The organism is Dellaglioa sp. CoH-57-MRSF-21, from assembly GCF_056781915.1.
The window spans coordinates 1-346 of sequence record NZ_JBXAXU010000117.1; the positions used below are offsets into that span (position 1 = coordinate 1).

The 346-nt window shown below is 54.9% G+C and carries 1 protein-coding gene; it reads right to left on the minus strand.

The annotated features are described in order from the left end of the window. On the minus strand, positions 1 to 346 hold a 346-nt coding region (locus AC1RPQ_RS08200; protein WP_481762294.1), incomplete at both ends, for a lysozyme family protein.

Genomic DNA, 346 nt, shown 5'->3' on the forward strand with positions numbered 1-346 from the left:
GGCATACCTGCGGGAGCGGCTACCGACGCCCACTCCTGCGATGCGGCGTAGACCGCAGCATTCAGATCATCGGAACGCCCCGAGATGTAATCACCAATAGCCCGGCGTTTGACACCAATCAGGTAATCGAACATACGGTCTTGAGTAGTCCTATCAAACTTCTCCTGACCGGTCAAGCCTAGGCCGCGAACGATCTCGGGCATCGTGGTCGTAATGATCTGGTAGCGACCGACAGCATTAAAGTCACCAGCCTGCTGATGCTGCATAACCTCGTTGACCGTCATGTTCTCAAGGTCTTCAGTACCCGCGCGCCCCTTCTTTTTATTATCCTTGACACGCGTACCGT